The sequence below is a fragment of the Paenibacillus tuaregi genome (genome assembly GCF_900086655.1).
GTDB classification, from domain to species: Bacteria; Bacillota; Bacilli; order Paenibacillales; family Paenibacillaceae; genus Fontibacillus; species Fontibacillus tuaregi.
In genome coordinates, this window is record NZ_LT575476.1 from 1,523,470 (window position 1) to 1,540,383 (window position 16,914).

The following is a 16,914-nucleotide window of genomic DNA, read 5'->3' on the forward strand; positions in this document are numbered from 1 at the left end:
TATTAATGATTGGGCAGTTCCTTGGATTGATTAATGGCCCCTGGTGAAGAGGTGCGAAGGTGAGCAGTTTAGAAGTTGCTAAAGTATTAAACAACAACGTCATTATTGCCAGGCACCCCGAGAATGGTGAAGTGGTGGTCATTGGCAAAGGAATCGGGTTTAACCGGAAGACGGGAGAGTTCATTCCGCTGCAGTCTGTTGAAAAAATGTTTATTCTGAAAAATGCGCATGAGCAGGAGCAATATAAGCAGCTTGTCCCGCAAGTTGATGAGAAGCTGATTGAGGCTATTAATGATGTGATTCTGTATATTTCCAAACGCTGCAATGAGCCTTTGAATGAACACATCCATATTGCTTTAACCGATCATATTTCATTTGCGATCAAACGGATGGAACAGAATATTGTGATTCATAATCCTTTTTTGTTTGAGACCAAAGAGATCTATCCGCTCGAATATGAACTGGCAGAATATGCGATCAGAATCATCGGTGAGAAGATGGGGATTGATCTTGGCGAAGATGAAATCGGATTCATTGCGCTGCATATTCATAGTGCGATGACAAATCAGGATATAACTGAGGTGAAGCAGCATTCCCAGCTTATATCGGATCTGGTCAATCTGATTGAGCAGCAGCTTGGAATCAGCCTGAACCGGAACTCCCTCGATTACTCCCGGCTGCTTACCCACCTGAGGTTTGCGATTGAGCGGGTGCGGCAGGGGGAGAAGGTCAGCGAACCGGATAAGCTTGAGGACTTGCTCAAGCAGGAGTACCCGCATTTGTATTCGCTTGCTTGGAAATTAACCAAGATGATGGAGCAGCGCCTTCGGAAGCCAGTATATCAAGCGGAAGTGTCTTATCTGACCATGCATTTGCACAGAGTGGCTCCAAAAAATCTATAAATTTTGTTTATGTAAGGTATTGCACTCTATAATAGGCGGTGCTATAATACCTTTCGTAAGCAGCAAATAAAACCGAATATCATCAGAATGTGTAACTGATTCGATCAGGCATGAGTTGATGAAAGTCATTTGATTGTATTGGACTTTTGCGGGGTATTATACCCTATAAGAGAGTACATACAATTTGATACTTTCATTGCTCATGCTTTTTTATTTGCGCTAAGAAGGAGGGTACTTAATGTTTAAGAAGTTCTTCGGTGTACTGCAGCGTGTAGGTAAGGCCCTCATGCTGCCGGTAGCGATCCTGCCAGCGGCGGGGCTATTGCTGGGAATCGGTAACATGCTTATTAGTGAGGATTTCCTTAAGCTTGTTCCTGCACTGGATAATCAAGGGGTTCATGCCGTAGCGACCATTCTGATGAACGCGGGTCAAATTGTATTTGATAACCTGTCCCTTCTCTTTGCTGTCGGGGTAGCGATCGGGCTGGCCGGTGGTGAAGGGGTTGCAGGTCTCGCGGCCATTGTCGGTTTCCTCGTTATGAATATAACGATGGGAACTGTGATCGGGGTTACCCCTGGAATGATCGGTCATAATCAGGCCTATGCGAGTGTGCTCGGCATTCCGACACTTGCTACCGGGGTGTTCGGTGGTATTATTGTCGGGATTCTGGCAGCGGCCATGTATAAGCGGTTCTTCAACATCGAACTGCCGTCTTATCTGGGATTCTTTGCAGGTAAGCGCTTTGTCCCAATCATGACAGCCGCTACATCCCTGGTGATCGGCCTGCTGATGGTGATTGTGTGGCCGCCGATCCAACATGGTTTGAACTATCTGTCCCACAATATGATCGACACTAACCGGACACTTGCAGCGTTCATCTTCGGGGTTGTAGAACGCGCACTCATCCCGTTTGGTCTGCATCATATCTTCTATTCTCCGTTCTGGTTCGAATTCGGGGAATACGTTAACAAGGCGGGACAAGTGATTCGTGGTGACCAGCATATCTTTATGTCCCAGCTGCGTGACGGTGTACCGTTCACAGCGGGTACCTTCATGACAGGTAAATTCCCGTTCATGATGTTTGGTCTTCCGGCGGCTGCGCTTGCGATGTATCACGAGGCGAAGCCAGAGCATAAGAAGTACGTGGCCGGGATTATGGGTTCGGCCGCATTGACTTCGTTCCTGACAGGGATTACGGAACCGATCGAGTTCTCCTTCCTGTTCCTGGCTCCAATCCTGTTTGCGGTTCACTGTGTATTTGCGGGTCTGTCCTTCATGACGATGCAGCTTTTGGGTGTCAAAATCGGGATGACGTTCTCCGGTGGTTTGATTGACTTCCTGATCTTTGGTGTAATCCCTAACCGGACTCCTTGGTATCTGGTGATTATCGTGGGCGCCGTATTTGCGGTCATCTACTACTTCGGATTCCGCTTTATTATCCGGAAATTCAATCTGAAGACACCGGGACGAGAGGATGCGGCGGAAGAGGAAACAGAAGTGCAAGAGAGTGGGCCAGTGGGATCAGGAGATCTCCCAGGCAACATTCTGACCGCTTTGGGCGGTAAAGAGAACATTGCACATCTGGACGCTTGTATCACCCGTCTTCGTGTAGAAGTCAAGGACAAAGGCAGTGTGAACAAGGATCGGCTGAAGAAGCTTGGCGCTTCCGGGGTTCTGGAAGTGGGGAACAACGTACAGGCGATCTTCGGAACCCGTTCAGACACCATCAAGTCGCAAATTCAAGATATCATGAACGGCAAGGCGGCTGCTTCAGTGCCAAGTGCCGATAGTGTCGGGGAACGGGCCACCAACTTCGATGAACCGAAGACAGCGGCAGACAAACCGGCTCAAGTCGAGCAGCAGGCGGCTCAGGATGGCGATGCGCTGATTAAGGAAGACATCGTGGCTCCGGCAAACGGGGAATTGATGGATATTACGAAGGTTCCTGATCCGGTGTTCTCTGAGAAAATGACCGGTGATGGCTTTGCAATCCTGCCAAGTGATGGAACGATCTGTTCTCCAGTGTACGGTAAAGTCTTTAATGTGTTCCCAAGCAAGCATGCCATTGGCATCATGTCTGACGGCGGCAAGGAAGTGCTCGTTCATATCGGTGTGAATACCGTGAAGCTGAAAGGACAGGGCTTCAATGTGCTGGTCAAGGAAGGGGATCTCGTATCTGCGGGTCAGCCGATCATGGAGGTTGATCTGGAGTATGTGAAAGCCAATGCGCCTTCCATCATTTCGCCGATTATTTTCTCGAACCTGCCTGAGGGCTCATCGGTAACGCTCAATAAATCCGGTACAGTCAAGAGCGGGGAAGAGAACATTATCACGATTAAATAACAAATTCGCTTTTGCTTATTTAATCTTTTAATATAAAATTATATTCTAACAAAGAAAGTGAGTTGTATGAACATGCAAAGAAACTTTAAAATTACTGATGAAGATGGTATCCACGCTCGCCCGGCAACTGCCCTGGTGAATACAGCTAACAAATTCAAAGGTGCAGAATCCTTTGCTGAAGCCAATGGCAAAAAAGTAACTTTGAAATCAATTCTGGGCGTGTTGTCTTTGGGTCTGGAAAAAGGCGACAGCATCACACTGATTTCTGAAGGTGAAGAAGCGGAAGCGGCTCTTAACGCGCTGTCCGACATTATGGTAAGTGAAGGGCTAGGGGAAATTAATGATTAAGATTGAGGGTATTGCAGCATCAGCAGGCGTAGCAATCGCCCGCGCCTTCAAGCTTGAGCACCCTGATTTTACAATCAACAAGAAGTCTGTTGCAGACACGGCATCAGAGGTTGCCCGTTTTGACGAGGCCCTGGTTACCTCCCAAAAGGAGCTTGAGGCGATTAAAGAGCGTACCCGCGCTGAGCTAGGCGACAAGAAAGCGGAGATCTTCGAATCCCATTTGCTGATTCTAAGTGATCCTGAACTGATTGATCCTGTTCGCGCCATGATTGGTGACGAACAGGTCAATGCGGAATATGCTCTGAATGAGACAGCTTCCCAGTTCATTTCCATGTTCGAGAACATGAAGAGCGCCTATCTGCAAGAGCGTGCGGCGGATATGCGCGACGTAACAAAGCGTGTGCTGACTCATCTGCTTGGGTTGACTTATGTCAATCCGGCAGAGATCAGCGAAGAAGTCATTGTCATCGCAGAAGACCTGACTCCTTCGGATACCGCACAGTTGAACCGTAAATATGTGCTTGGCTTTACAACAAACATCGGCGGACGGACTTCCCACTCCGCGATTATGGCCCGTTCCTTGGAAATTCCTGCTGTAGTGGGAACCAAAGACGTGGTTGAACAGGTGAACAAAGGTGATCTTGTTATCGTGGATGGTCTTGACGGCACAGTCATTATTAACCCGACAGACGAGGTTGTTGCGGAGTACCGAACCAAGCAGGCGAAGTATCAAGAGCAGCGTGCGGAGTGGAACAAGCTGCGTGATCAGCCGTCCATGTCCAAAGACGGGGTTCATGTGGAACTTGCTGCCAACATCGGTACGCCTAACGATGTCGCTGGCGTCATTGATAACGGCGGTGAGGGAGTCGGCTTGTATCGTACGGAGTTCTTGTATATGGGCCGTGACAAGCTTCCTTCGGAAGACGTGCAGTTTAATGCATATAAGACTGTTCTGGAGAAAATGGAAGGCAAGCCGGTTGTCGTTCGTACGCTTGATATCGGGGGAGACAAGGAGCTTCCTTACCTCGATCTGCCGAAGGAAATGAATCCGTTCCTGGGCTTCCGTGCTGTGCGTCTATGTCTGGACCGTACAGACATCTTCCGTACCCAGCTTCGCGCCCTGCTTCGGGCAAGCGTGTATGGAAACTTGCGGATCATGTTCCCGATGATCGCCACTTTGGGTGAATTCCGTGAAGCCAAAGCCCTTCTCCTAGAAGAGAAGGAGAAGCTGAAGGCGGAAGGAATCGAAGTATCGGAGAACATCCAGCTTGGAATTATGGTGGAGATTCCTTCCACTGCCGTGCTGGCTGACCAATTTGCCAAAGAAGTGGATTTCTTCAGTATCGGAACCAATGACCTGATCCAGTATACGATGGCTGCGGACCGTATGAATGAACGTGTCTCGTATCTGTATCAGCCATATAATCCGGCGATTCTCCGTCTCGTGAAGATGGTGATCGATGCAGCTCACAAAGAAGGACGCTGGGCGGGAATGTGCGGCGAGATGGCCGGCGACACGACAGCGATTCCTCTTCTGCTTGGACTGGGTCTGGACGAATTCAGCATGAGCGCAACCTCGATCCTGCCGGCACGTTCATTGATCTCCAAGCTTTCCAAGGCGGAAATGCAGGAGCTTGCCGCTAAGGCGCTGGATCTGCAAACCGCAGAACAGGTTGTGGAATTGGTTCAAAGTATTCAGGCTTAATTCCGTTTATAACGGGCGGTATCTGTTTATTATCTTTTTCCAACATCTATATACCTGGGTAGTTACCCGGCCGGTATCTTCGGATACCGGTTTTTTTTGCTTTAGCGCGCTGATTTATGTATTAATATTGTAAGATAGTGTTATATAAAATGAACTTTTGACTTAACCGGTCTTAGCGGAGAGGACGAGGGATTCTGAAGAAGCGGAGCGTCCGCCTTTGTCTCCGAAAGGCTCCATTAGATATCTAATTCAAGGATTGCGTCTGATTTGGCTGAAATGAATAGGTTTATAATGAATTTATACCGATATACAAGGAGTATACATATGAATGACAATCGCAGCACTGTAGGCATTATCGATATTGGATCGAACTCGATTCGGGTTGTGGTCTACGAGGTAACTCCCAAAGGCGCATATAGAGTCGTTAAGGAATGCAAGGAATCGGCCAGGCTTAGCGAGAAGATTAATGCGGACGGCAACATGACCCAGGAGGGAATGATGGCCATTGTGCCTGTGTTGTCCGAATTCCGGAATATATGTACATCCTATGGATGTGAGCGGGTCCGTGTGGCAGCCACGGCAGCGATTCGTAATGCGGGGAATGCGCTGGATATTGTGGAGACCCTGAACCGCCATACCGGGCTTGAAATTGAGCTGCTGTCGGGTGAAGAAGAGGCTTATTTCGGATTTATGGGCGTTGCCCATGGGATCGGCGTGAGCCATGGGTTCATTATTGATATCGGCGGCGGCAGTACAGAGATCACCTTATTCCGCAATCGGGAATTATTACACAGCATCTCTCTTCCGATTGGAGCGGTTAATTCGAATTACAAGTATGCGGGAGCTTCCGGTTGGTCAGATCAAGCCAGTCTCCAATTGCAAAATGAAGTGGAGAGCCATCTGCGAAATTATGAGTGGTTATCCAGCCACCCGAATCTCCCACTTATTGGGCTTGGAGGGACGATCCGCTCCCTGGGGAAGCTCGACCAGCGACGCAGCAAATACCCGCTTAAGGTGACCCATCACTATGAGCTTGGGAAGGAGAGCATTGATTATTACGCAGATCTGCTCCCCTCGATATCTGTAGAGCAGCGAAGAAGGCTTGGGGGCTTATCCAAGAACCGGGTGGACATTATCGTTCCAGGGGTGCTTATCCTGCATACCATTTATAAATATATCAAGTCCCGGAGCTGTCTGATCAGTGGTACGGGTCTTCGTGAAGGCCTGCTTCATGACATTATAAGCAGTACTCTTCCTGAGCCGCAGCGGGTGGTTGAGCGGCAGGTGGGTTCGCTGCTGGCCTTTCATTCCACGGCGTCTCTTAAGCATTTAAGACAAGTCAATCTGCTGTCAGGCCAATTGCTGGAACGGCTGTGGGAGGAAGGGGAGGATGCTGGAATAGCTTCCAGGCTTCTCTATGTATCATCAATGCTTTACAAGATCGGAAGCTCGCTTTGGTATCATCAATTTGAGAAGCATACGATGTATTGGCTGCTTAATGCCCCGCTTGGAGGGCTCACACACCGTGAAATTGTGCTTGCCGCCTTAATCGCGGAACACCGGGCCAAGAACGGCAAGCAGACAAGCTTCAGCCTGTATCATAACAGCATTCTGAAAGATCAGGATGACAAGCTGGCCGCCCGTCTTGCCGCGCTGCTCGAGATTGCGATAGCCTTGGATTCGAGTGAGACGCAGCCCGTGATCTCGGTAGCGACAGAGCGTGATAACAAAACGTTGCTGCTCAAAATAAAATGCCGCACCCAGCCCTATATTGAACTTAGGGAACTGGATACGGCAGCGAAAGCTTTCCACAAAGCGTGGGATATTAAACTGAAGTGGGAAGTTCTCGTTTCTTCCACGCCATAATATCAAGAGCTGCGAACTGGCTGCGGCAGGACGGGAGGTCGTTTACGATTCTCTCGTATTTGCCGCTGGCTACAAGCTTCTGTGCTTTGACGTTATCGTTCAGGGACAACCGCAAAATTTGGATCAGAATGCGGCGCGCCGCTTCCTCATACACCGGGCACATCAGCTCGATGCGGCGCGTCAGATTGCGTGTCATCCAGTCCGCGCTGGAAATCCACACCTCCGGTTCACCGCCGTTCTCGAAATAATATATCCTTGAATGCTCAAGGAAGCGGTCCACAATGCTTCGCACGGTAATCCGCTCACTCAGGCCCTCAACCCCCGGCCGCAAGCAGCATACTCCGCGTACAATGAGATCAATGTCTACCCCGTTCTGGGAGCCTTCATACAGGGTATCGATCATCTCCTGATTGGATAAGGAGTTCATCTTGGCAATAACCCGGGCGGGTCTTCCGGCCTGGGCATGTTCGATTTCCCTCTGTATCAGCTCAGCGAGCTTGGCCTGCATGTTATCCGGAGCCAGGATCAAAGCCTTCCAATGATGAAGCGTCGAATAGCCGGTAATCAAATTAAACAGCTCGGAGGCGTCCTCCCCTATGGCAGGGTGTGTGGTGAACATGCCGATATCGGTGTACAAACGGGCAGTGATGTCGTTGTAATTACCTGTTCCAACATGAACATACCTTTTGAGATCAGGGCCTTCCTGACGGACGACCAGCAGGATCTTGGCATGGGTCTTCAGGCCAACCAGCCCGTAGACCACGTGACATCCCGCCTTCTCCAGCGTTCTGGCCCAGGCGATGTTCCTTTCCTCATCGAAGCGGGCTTTCAGTTCAACCACGACCGTGACCTGCTTGCCGGATTCCGCGGCATCGGCGAGCGCGCGAATAAGCGGAGAATTCCCGCTGACCCGGTAGAGCGTCATCTTGATCGCCATAACCTGCGGGTCTTCCGATGCCTGAACAATGAAGTCGGTGACGGCGTCAAAACACTCGTACGGGTGGTACATCAGCACATCCCGTTCTTTTAGCACCTCGAAGAAATCCTCATTTTCATCAAATTCCTGGGGATATGGAGGATCTTCCTGAGGATACCTCAGCTTTGGAGATCCTTTCACTGCGCCGGTGAAATGCCGCAGAAAGGTAAGATCAAGGGGGCCATCAATTTCGAAGACAGAATCCTTAATTTCGAATTCATCCTGCAGAAGCTCGAGCGCATAAGGATGAAAGCCTTTCTGAACCTCCAGGCGCACAGGAGCTCCCCAGCGCCGCTTGCGAAGCTCCTTCTCAATCTCCTCCAGCAGATCCTCAGCACCTTCTTCATCAATGGTTAAGTCGGCGTTGCGCGTAACCCGGAATTCATTGACAGCCAGCGGAATATAACCGCTGAACAAGGTCTGAATATGATGTTTAATCAATTCTTCAATAAGAATAAAGGACTGCTTCTTGCTGTTCGAGTGATGCGGGAGCGGTACGAATCTGGACAGATTTGACGGAATCTGCACCACGGCGAAATAGGGCTCCTCCTCGGGATTGTCCCCTTCCCGTTTCAAGACGACGGCCAGATAGACAAACTGGTTGTGAACCAAGGGAAAGGGTCGGCTTTGATCCACAGCCATCGGAGTGAGCACAGGAAAAATAATGTCATGGTAGTACGATTCCATCGATTTGCGTTGGGTGGTGTTCAAATCTTCGTATTTCTGAAATTGAATATGCTCTTTGGCTAGCTGCCGCATAATATCGCGGTAGGTGCGATACTGGGCCTGTACCATTTTGGAAACACGGGAGATAAGACGTTTATACAAGCCTGCGGGGGTATACCCGGTAAAGTCCTTCTTGGCGTATCCAGCCCGGATCTGGTCCTGTATTCCAGCAACCCGTACACTCATGAATTCATCCAGATTGCTGGACACGATGGACAGGAATTTGGCCCTCTCCAGCAGGGGAGTCATGGAATCTTGGGCCTCCTGAAGGACCCTCGAATTGAACTCAATCCAGCTTAGGTCCCTGTTCAGATAACGAGAACCATCTTCTTTTAAATGATGTTGTGTCATCAGCCTAACGACCTCCGATTAATACGCAATTACTTAGGAATTACTCCCTTCATTGTACTCCTTAGCGACCAATATAAAAGCTGACTTTTGTAAATTCTGTGTAAAATTTATAAGAGAATGTAAAATTAATCTGCTTCTTCAACTATTTTTTACCCAAAATATGAAAGCTTGGGCGCATTATTGGGTAAATAAATGATATGGCCCTTATTCTGTCTCGTTAGATTTCTCCTGCTTGGGGATCTTTGGGATAGAATAAGCAACGCTCAGACTGACTGAAAAGCCTGCGGAGCGTAAATGCGCTGCGCCATAAACTCGAGGAGGTCGTGAACGATGAGTACAGAGCATAACCTTAAACTGAACGCTGAGAAAAGAACCAATTTATCCAATAGCTCGCTGCGGCAGTTGCGGGAAAAAGGGCGGATACCGGGTGTGGTCTACGGAACCCAGATTGGCAGCGTATCACTGCATGTGGATGCCAAGGAGCTGCTGAAAGTGGCCCGTACGGGCCGGTCTGAATTCTTCCAGCTGTCCATTACGGATGGGGAGAGCTTTCCTGCGCTGATTAAGGACGTGCAGCAGCAGGGAGGCAAGGTGATTCATGTTGATTTTCAGCATGTGTCGAAGAATAAGCCGATTCGTGTTAAAGTGCCTATTCACTATAATGGTACGGCAGAAGGAACCAAAACAGGGGGTATTCTGCAAATTCAGGAGACGGAGCTTGAGGTCGAAGGTCTTCCGGATTCCCTGCCAGCCGGGATTGATATCGACGTAACTGGGTTGGGAGCAGGAGACAAGCTTACGGCGGCTGAAGTGAAGCTTCCTGAAGGGGTAACCCTGATCTCGTCAGAGGAAAGCCTGCTTGCCTCCATTGTTCTGCCTCGTGCAGCCGATACGGCGGTGGATGAGCCAAGTGGAGAAGCTGCTGAGGGAGCAGGAGATGAAACCGCTGATGCCAAAGGTGCGGAAGAGGCTTGAAATTTGCCATATCCTAATCAAATAGATGAAGGAAGGCCCGTGTCATCGCGACCCGGGCCTTTTTACTGTGTGCATGGACTGTGACAAGTGCCTACCTACCTGCATATGATATGGCAGATGAAAGCAGCCAGGAAGGAGAGATCGGCTTGAAGAAGGGAAAAGTCAGCAAACCGGTCAGAACCAGACCGCTCACATACCGGGAGGAAGATCCCGATTTCAATGAGCTAAGTTTGCTAGAAATGACCACCACTACCCCAAAGTTAGAAACATCTGAGGTTGAGCTGCATCAGGCTCAAGCTGTTCTGGAGCCGGAGCAGATAAGCCCACCTCCTGAAAAAGTAAAGGGCCCTGTTAAGGAAGAAGCGAACCCGACTTTGAAGGAGGTACAGGAGAGGAAAGCAGTAGAGACCACTCCCGAGCTCCGGTCTGAACAGCCCGCAAGCAAGGAGGAAACGTGGACTCCCGTCCGCCATCCGGTTGTGTATACCGATGATATTATGAATGCATCGGTTACAGGTGAGAAAATTGCCCCATATACGATTGATTCGTCAAAAATCAAGTATGGCTCGGTAGGCACTGCCTGGTTGGCCGATTATGCGGTAACCAGCCTTAATATTGCCGAAGGGGCCGTAACCGGATCGAAGGTGGCTCCCGGCTCATTAACGGGCGAACACTTCGTGGATGGCTCCATCCAGGGGCATAAAATAGCTTCTGGGACTCTTAGCGGGGAGAAGATTCAGGACGGAAGCATAACGGCGGAGAAGCTGGCGGATAAAGTCATCAGCTCAGATAAGCTTGCAGACGGTTCGATCGGCAGCCGCCATTTAAGCGGGGGTCTCATTACCTCAGATCTGCTTCAAGACCAGGCGGTGACTTCTGAGAAAATTCGCAGCGGCTCCATCCAGTCGATTAATTTATCCAACGGAATTGTGGATACGTCCAAACTGAGTGATTTATCTGTAACTGAGTCCAAGCTCCAAGACGGAGCAGTTACAGGGGAGAAGCTGAGGGAAGGCAGCGTAGAGGGGCGTCATCTGGCGCCGCATACGATCACCTCCGATCATTTGGCGCCGGGGATTAATGCAAGCGGGCTTCTTGCGCCGGGAAGTGTGGGTGCTGTGGAGCTGGAGAGTGATGCGATTCACTCCCGGCATATTCAGGAGCAGGCTGTTGAATCGCGCCACATTGCACCCTACGCGCTGGATCGGACACATATCAAGCCGGGGATCATAGGCGCCGAGCAGATTGGGGAGGAGCAAGTTGAGAGCCGCCATATCGCGGATTTAAGCATCATTTCAACCAAGCTGGCCGATCAGTCTGTAGGCACGGCACAAATTGTAGAGCAATCTGTTACATCGTCCAAAATCGCGGATCAAAGCATCCTTGCTCATAAAATCGGCGATGAGGCCGTAATAACGAGACACATTGGGAAGAGTGCAATTCATAGTCCCCAGTTGGCGCCTGGGGCTGTTGGCTCTGAGCATCTTAAGCCGGACTCGGTCCAGGATAGACATATCACAGCCGGTGCGGTTCTGGAACGGCACATTCAGGAAGGGGCCGTGCATAGCGGTAAAATTGCACAGAAGGCTGTACTCGAGGAGCATTTAGCCGATGACTCGGTTGCCGTACGGCATATCCAGTCATTAAGCATCACCGAAGGGAAGCTGGCGAATGCCAGTGTTACGGCGGATAAGCTCGCGCCAGCCGCGGTCCGCAGCGAGGCCATCAGCCGCCGGAGCATCACCTCGGAGCACATTGACTTCGAAGCCATTCATGAGGGGCACCTCGCCGAGAACAGTATAAGCAGCAGTGCTCTGCAGGAAAGAGCGGTGGGATCGCTTCACATTGAGGAGGGTTCGATTGGCACCGCTCACTTCGAGAGAGGTGCTGTAGATACCGCGGCTCTCCGGCATGGGGCTGTAACCACGGAGATTATTAACTCCGGGGCCATTAAAGAGCACCATCTGTCCGCCGGTTCTGTGTTTCAGCATCATCTGCAGAACCATGCGGTCACTTCGTTGAAGCTGTCTCCTGAGAGTGTCTCTACGGATAAGATCAATGATCTCGCCGTGACCTCGGGTAAGCTGGCGGAAGGAAGTGTGACAGCTTCTAAAATCTCGCAAGGCGCTATTCAGGCCGGACATTTGGCTCAGGGGTCTATCTATGCTGAAGCCATCGCGGAAGGCTCGGTTCAAGCCCGGCACCTGGCTCCAGAGTCAATCGGCCCAACGCATTTAGAGCGGGGAGCCGTCCAGGAAGCTCATCTGGCGGCAAGCTCGGTGACCGAGTCTTCGGTGAAAGAGGGAGCGATTACTTCAGGCAAAATTCAGGATGAAGCTGTCACTACGGTTCACTTGGCGGAAGGAAGTGTCACGTCCTCCAAAATCGCTTCAGGCAGCATTCAGACTCACCATTTGTCCCGGGAGCTGATTCAAGCAGATTCGCTTGCCGCTGGAGCCGTTCGGGCCATGCATCTTGCCGAGCAGACGATCAGCGCGAATCATCTGCAGGAGGGTGTGGTTCAGACGCGGCACCTGGCTCCCGAATCCGTGGGAACAGATCAGCTGAGCCCGGGGATCATCCAATCCCGTCATATAGCAGATACCTCAGTCGTGAGCAGACATATTGCACAGGGAGCTGTACATGGGGAGCATTTGGCTTCTGAGGCCATCTCAGCGGCAGCTCTGGAGAACGGCTCGGTCGGCTCCCAGAAGATCGCCGGGGAGGCTGTGCAGACTTTCCATCTGGCTGATGAGAGCGTCACTTCATCCAAGCTGGCCGCAGGCAGTGTACTGAAGCAGCATTTATCCAAGGGATTAATTGCTTCTGAACTCCTGGCGGAGAAAGCGGTGCGGGCTGAGCATATTACGGCCGAATCAGTTGGCTCGAATCATTTGGCTTCGGGAGCGGTTGAGTCCAAGCATATCTCACAGGATGCCATTGGACCTGGACATCTAACCGCAGGCTCCGTGCATACCGAGCATATCTCTCCCGGTTCGGTCAGAGCGGCTCATCTAGCGTCGGGTTCGGTACATGGCAGACATCTTGCTTCCGAGAGTATCTCCGGCTCTGTCCTTGAGAACGGGGCAATCACCTCTGAGAAGCTGGCGGAGGATGCGGTAAGTGCCCGGCATTTAGTTGAAGGCAGCGTGATTGCCTCCAAGATTGCCGAAGGAACGATCCAACCGCATCATTTATCTCCAAACCTGATCCAATCCAGATTTATCTCGGCCGCTGCTGTGCAGTCCGCTCATATTGCGCCAAATACGATTAGTTCAGAGCATATCCAGAACGGATCAATCCAGAATCCGCACCTTGCCCCGGAATCCGTAACAGAGTCCATTGTGCAGAATGGCGCCATTACCTCCGGGAAGCTGGCAGAACAAGCGGTAAATACGTCCCATCTTGCAGAGGAGGGTATCATTGGTTCGAAAATCGCGCAGGAGGCCATTGAGTCACGGCATCTTGTGGAAGGAGCTGTAACCGCCAAGTCTCTGGCTGAACAGGCGGTGAACTCCGGGCATATTGCCAGCGGCTCCATAAGAGCAGACCATCTTCAGAGCGGGGTTATACATGATTACCATCTGGCGGAAGGCGCAGTTGGCGGAGCGGCTCTGAAGAACGGCACAGTCACATCTGACAAGATCGCCGAAGGCTCTGTTCAGCCTTCTCATCTGGCTGTTGACTCGGTAACCTCTGAGCATCTGCAGTCCGGATCAATTCAGGAGCATCATTTGGGTCCGCAGACGGTGTCGGGAAGCGCGCTTCAGAACCTGTCGGTCACTTCCGAGAAGCTGGCCCCGGGCTCTGTCCAATCCAAACAGTTGGCCGTTAGCTCGGTAGACAGCAGACATATTGCCAAAGAAGCTATTGCATCCGGGCATATCCAACACGGTGTGGTGAGTAGAACGCATCTATCCCAGGAGATCCTTTCGGCAGGACTGCTTCCAGAGGGGGGGATTCGGGGAGTTCACCTTGATGACCAGAGTATTACCCGCCAGCACCTGACTGCCGGAAGTGTTGATGGAGACGTGCTGCAGAAAGAAGCCGTAACAAGCGAACATGTCGCTCCAGCATCCATCCAGGGCGTTCACTTGAATGAACAGAGCATCCAGTCGCATCATTTGGCGGAAGGCTCGGTGACTTCCCGTCACTTTGCTTCCGAGGGAATCTCCGGTGCCATCTTGGAGAATGGAACTGTAACTTCTGAGAAGCTGGCGGAGGATTCAGTGAGTGCCCGCCATTTGGTGGAAGAGAGCGTTACTCCTTCCAAGATTGCGGAGGGGGCAATCCAATCCTATCATCTATCTTCAGGTCTGATTCATTCTAGAGCCATCGCAGAAGGAGCAGTTCAACTCGAACATATTGCTTCACACGCAATTGGCCCGGATCATTTGCAGGAGGGTACAGTTCAGCGGCAGCATCTTGGACTTGATTCCGTGACAGAAGCATCCATACAGGACGGGGCGGTTACCGCCGGGAAGCTCGCAGAAGGAGCGGTGAATACACGCCATTTGACTGACGAGAGTGTGAGCGGCTCGAAGATTGCGGAGGGAGCGATCCAACCTCACCATCTGTCAGAAGGAGCGGTAAGTGCGAGGTCCCTTGGCAAACAGGTGGTGACCTCCGAGCATATTGCTGGGAACTCGGTAGGAGCAGTCCATATCCAATCTGAGGCGGTCCAGCCTCACCATTTATCGGAAGGAGCCGTAACCGGCAAGTCGCTTGGCAAGCAGGCGGTGACCTCTGAGCATATCGCTGAGAACTCGCTAGGGGCGGACCATATTAAGCCTGAGGCGATCCACGGCTATCATTTGGTGGAAGGAGCGGTAGGGAGTGCTGTCTTACAGGAAGGGGCCGTTACTTCGGAAAAGTTAGCCGAGGATTCTGTGCAGGCTTATCATCTGGCTTCCGAATCCGTAACATCTGGGCATTTGCAAGCCGGTTCGATTCTGGAGCAACACTTAGGTCCGCAGACGGTTACGGGAGCTGCACTTCAGAATTTATCGATTACTTCAGAGAAGCTCGCCCCAGGTTCCATTCAATCCAAGCACCTGACAACCAGCTCCATTGACAGCAGGCATATTGCTAAAGAATCGATTTCTTCGGGACATCTGCAGCATGGGGTGGTTGCTAAAGATCATTTATCTAAAGAGATACTCTCTGCAGGACTGCTGCCAGAGGGAGGAATTAAAGGCATTCATCTTGAAGATGAGAGCATTTCCCGGAAGCATCTGATCGCTGGCAGCGTGGACGGTGACGTGCTGCAGAAAGAAGCCATTTCGTCTGATCATATTTCACCGGTATCGATCCAGAGTTATCATTTGGCTGAGGAGAGTGTGCAGTCTCATCACTTGGCGGAAGGTTCTATAGACTCCGCCCATATTGGCCCTGAGGCGATCCAAGATTATCATCTGTCAGATGGGGCGGTAAGCACGAGGTCGCTTGGCAAGCAGGTAGTGACCTCCGAACACATCGCTGAGAACTCGCTAGGGGCGGGCCATATTAAGCCTGAGGCGATCCAAGATTATCATCTGTCAGATGGGGCGGTAAGCGCGAGATCGCTTGGGAAACAGGTAGTGACCTCCGAACATATCGCTGAGAATTCGCTGGGGGCGGACCATATTAAGCCTGAGGCGGTCCACGGCTATCATTTGGTGGAAGGAGCAGTAGGAAGTGCTGCCTTACAGGAAGGGGCTGTCACTTCGGAAAAGTTAGCCGAAGGTTCTGTGCAGGCTTATCATCTGGCTTCTAATTCCGTGACTTCTGAGCATTTGCAAGCCGGTTCGATTCTGGAGCATCATTTGGGTCCACAGGCGATTGCGGGAAGCACACTTCAGAACCTGTCGATTACTTCAGAGAAGCTCGCCTCGGGTTCCGTTCATTCCAAACACCTGGTCGTCAACTCCGTTGACAGCCGGCATATTGCCAAAGAGGCGGTAACTTCGGGGCATTTACAGCATGGGGTGATTGCTAAAGAGCACTTATCTAATGAGATACTTTCGGAAGGACTGCTGCCAGAGGGAGGAATTAAAGGCATTCATCTTGAGGATGAGAGCATTTCCCGGCAGCATTTGAAAGCAGAGAGTGTGGATGGTGATGTGCTGCAAAAAGAAACCGTCTCGTCTGATCATATTTGCCCGGTATCCATCCAGAGTTATCATTTGGCTGAGGAGAGTGTGCAGTCCCATCATTTGGCGGAAGGTTCTGTGACTTCACGACATCTGGATGTGGGGAGCATCGGGCTTGACCAGCTTGCTGTTACACCGGTGCAGAGCCGAAAAGGGGTCCACGCCCTTCAGCAGTTCGGCATGACCGTATTCCTGATGCAGGGCCGGGAGAATCATGTGGAATTAATGATTAAGTTTGAAGAGCCGTTTGGCGACCAGAATTATACGCTGGTGGCGATGACGAATCAGCCGACCATTCACGCTTCTTTGAAGTCCCGGACGCCTGAAGCGGCGGTCCTTGAGCTGACACGCCAGCCAGGAAGCCCGCAAAATTATGGGTTCGTGAATTGGATAGCCATCGGGAATGTTAACGGAATTTAAGAAATTGTCACAATTTAAAAGGCTTGCTCCGGACCGCTAAAATCGGCCAGGGGTAAGCCCTTTAACATGTCATGGCCAATTTTCCCAGATATATTTGGAATATAGTATATATTTATCCTCCTATAACGCTTGACGAACAGCCGTTTAATATCTAGAATTTGTGGCAGTAT

At 50.9% G+C, this 16,914-nt stretch carries 8 protein-coding genes; 7 read left to right on the top strand and 1 reads right to left on the bottom strand.

Annotated elements, in window-relative coordinates; translation table 11 throughout:
• Positions 1-59 precede the first annotated feature (59 nt).
• The 5 genes from glcT (at position 60) to BN6628_RS07085 (ending at position 7,165) form a co-directional block, all read left to right on the top strand.
• A complete protein-coding gene (gene glcT / locus BN6628_RS07065) occupies positions 60-902 on the top strand; it encodes a glucose PTS transporter transcription antiterminator GlcT (RefSeq protein ID WP_068615936.1) in 843 nt (280 codons plus the stop codon).
• Between the two features lie 238 nt (positions 903-1,140).
• The gene (gene ptsG / locus BN6628_RS07070) at positions 1,141-3,246 is read left to right on the top strand and encodes a glucose-specific PTS transporter subunit IIBC (protein ID WP_068615938.1); all 2,106 of its coding nucleotides are present in this window, start codon (positions 1,141-1,143) and stop codon (positions 3,244-3,246) included.
• Between the two features lie 72 nt (positions 3,247-3,318).
• On the top strand, positions 3,319-3,594 hold the full coding sequence (locus tag BN6628_RS07075; RefSeq protein ID WP_068622054.1) for an HPr family phosphocarrier protein: 276 nt from the start codon (positions 3,319-3,321) through the stop codon (positions 3,592-3,594).
• Positions 3,587-5,299: a phosphoenolpyruvate--protein phosphotransferase gene (gene ptsP, locus BN6628_RS07080; RefSeq protein WP_068615940.1), complete on the top strand. Its 1,713-nt coding sequence runs from the start codon at positions 3,587-3,589 to the stop codon at positions 5,297-5,299. The genes BN6628_RS07075 and ptsP overlap by 8 nt, the downstream gene beginning before the upstream one ends.
• Positions 5,300-5,623: 324 nt before the next feature.
• Positions 5,624-7,165, top strand: a complete 1,542-nt coding sequence (locus tag BN6628_RS07085; RefSeq protein WP_068615941.1) for a Ppx/GppA phosphatase family protein — start codon at positions 5,624-5,626, stop codon at positions 7,163-7,165.
• Here BN6628_RS07085 and ppk1 read toward each other — a convergent pair.
• Positions 7,125-9,218 (bottom strand): polyphosphate kinase 1, encoded by a 2,094-nt coding sequence (ppk1, locus tag BN6628_RS07090; protein WP_068615943.1) that lies wholly within the window; start codon positions 9,216-9,218, stop codon positions 7,125-7,127. The genes BN6628_RS07085 and ppk1 overlap by 41 nt on opposite strands.
• A gap of 330 nt (positions 9,219-9,548) precedes the next feature.
• On the opposite strand from ppk1, the gene BN6628_RS07095 reads away from it, so the two are divergent.
• The gene (locus BN6628_RS07095) at positions 9,549-10,193 is read left to right on the top strand and encodes a 50S ribosomal protein L25 (protein ID WP_068615945.1); all 645 of its coding nucleotides are present in this window, start codon (positions 9,549-9,551) and stop codon (positions 10,191-10,193) included.
• Between the two features lie 146 nt (positions 10,194-10,339).
• On the top strand, positions 10,340-16,744 hold the full coding sequence (locus tag BN6628_RS07100) for a WIAG-tail domain (protein ID WP_068615947.1): 6,405 nt from the start codon (positions 10,340-10,342) through the stop codon (positions 16,742-16,744).
• Positions 16,745-16,914 lie beyond the last annotated feature (170 nt).